Below are 1,228 nucleotides of genomic sequence, written 5' to 3'. Positions count from 1 at the left end.
GTTGGCAGCATCTGACGCTAGATTTGCGCGTTCGGCGTTACTAGTAATACTATCCAGAATTTGGCTGATCGCAGCCTGAATATTCTCAATCTGTTGACGTTGTTGTATGGCTTGTTGGTTTCCTGTTCGCGATAAGTCAGTCAATTGATTTGCTTGGCTGCTTAGGGATCGAGATGTTTCTTCAGTGCGTTCAACAAGTGTTGCAAGCTTTTCAACGAAAACATTAAAGCTTTTAGCAAAACCGGATATTTCATTGTCGCCGTCTTCATTCAGACGACTAGATAAGGTCGCATCGCCATGCGCAATGTCATGCATTTTATCGCCCATATTTTCTAATGGCTTGAATAATAAATTAGCGCTAAACCAAATAAGTATGGCGGCAAGCGCTGCGACAATGATGGTAAGTAACAAAAGGCTTACGCTTAAGTCCTGTGCAAGCGCAGATGCTGCTGAGAAGGCTTCGTTTTTATCAATTTCGCTAATGATGGCCCAATTGAAACCCTCAACATTGATTGGAGCATAGGCAGACAACACTTCTCGACCATCTTGTTGAGTGATGCTAGCAAAGCCCGATTTGCCCGAAAGAGCATTCTGTGTCGCAGTAGTGTCAATAGTGTGTAAGCCGATTCCGGAACCGAGAGATTTAATCTGATCAATCGTGTCGCTATCTATGCTGCTTGCTTGGAGGCGCTCGAAGTAGCGCTCAGGGTTTTCGTCGTTGAGACGCATTGTATTGCGTAGCTTTGAGTCAGAACCTACTAGATAGGCTTCGCCGGTTTCACCAAACCCTACTTCTTTCCATGCATGACCATTTGTCATGATTTGGTCGATTTTGTCGATAGGGAATTGAACAGCGATAACGCCACGTACGCGTTTGAACTTAACGATAGGCGTGGCAATGAACGCGGCTTGCGCTTCGAATAAGGGGGTATAAGCGCTAAAGTCCTCGAATACTAATTGACCTTGTTCGGCATTCAGCGCACCGTTGAACGCACGTCCTAATCCTGAGCTCGCGAACGGCCCATTTATGATATTCGTGCCTAGCTCAAAGCCTTTTTTTAATGAGTAGTTTATTCGGCCGTCTGGGCCAATGAGGTAGACGTCACCAAAACCTAGCTTTGTAGAATATTCTAGAAATGTATTGTGATAGCCACTGTGTGCGCCACTATACGAGGAGAACTCGTTGCTAGGGCTCTCCATTTTTTGCTTCTCACCGATAGGGTTAGGG

The 1,228-nt window shown here is 45.5% G+C and carries 1 pseudogene; it reads right to left on the bottom strand.

What is annotated here, in order from left to right:
* Positions 1 to 1,228: pseudogene (locus A3738_RS28515) on the bottom strand (hypothetical protein); the annotation flags it as partial.

The organism is Oleiphilus sp. HI0066 (assembly GCF_001635725.1).
Note: the sequence above shows the minus strand (reverse complement) of the source record. Positions and strands in the feature narration are given on the sequence as shown.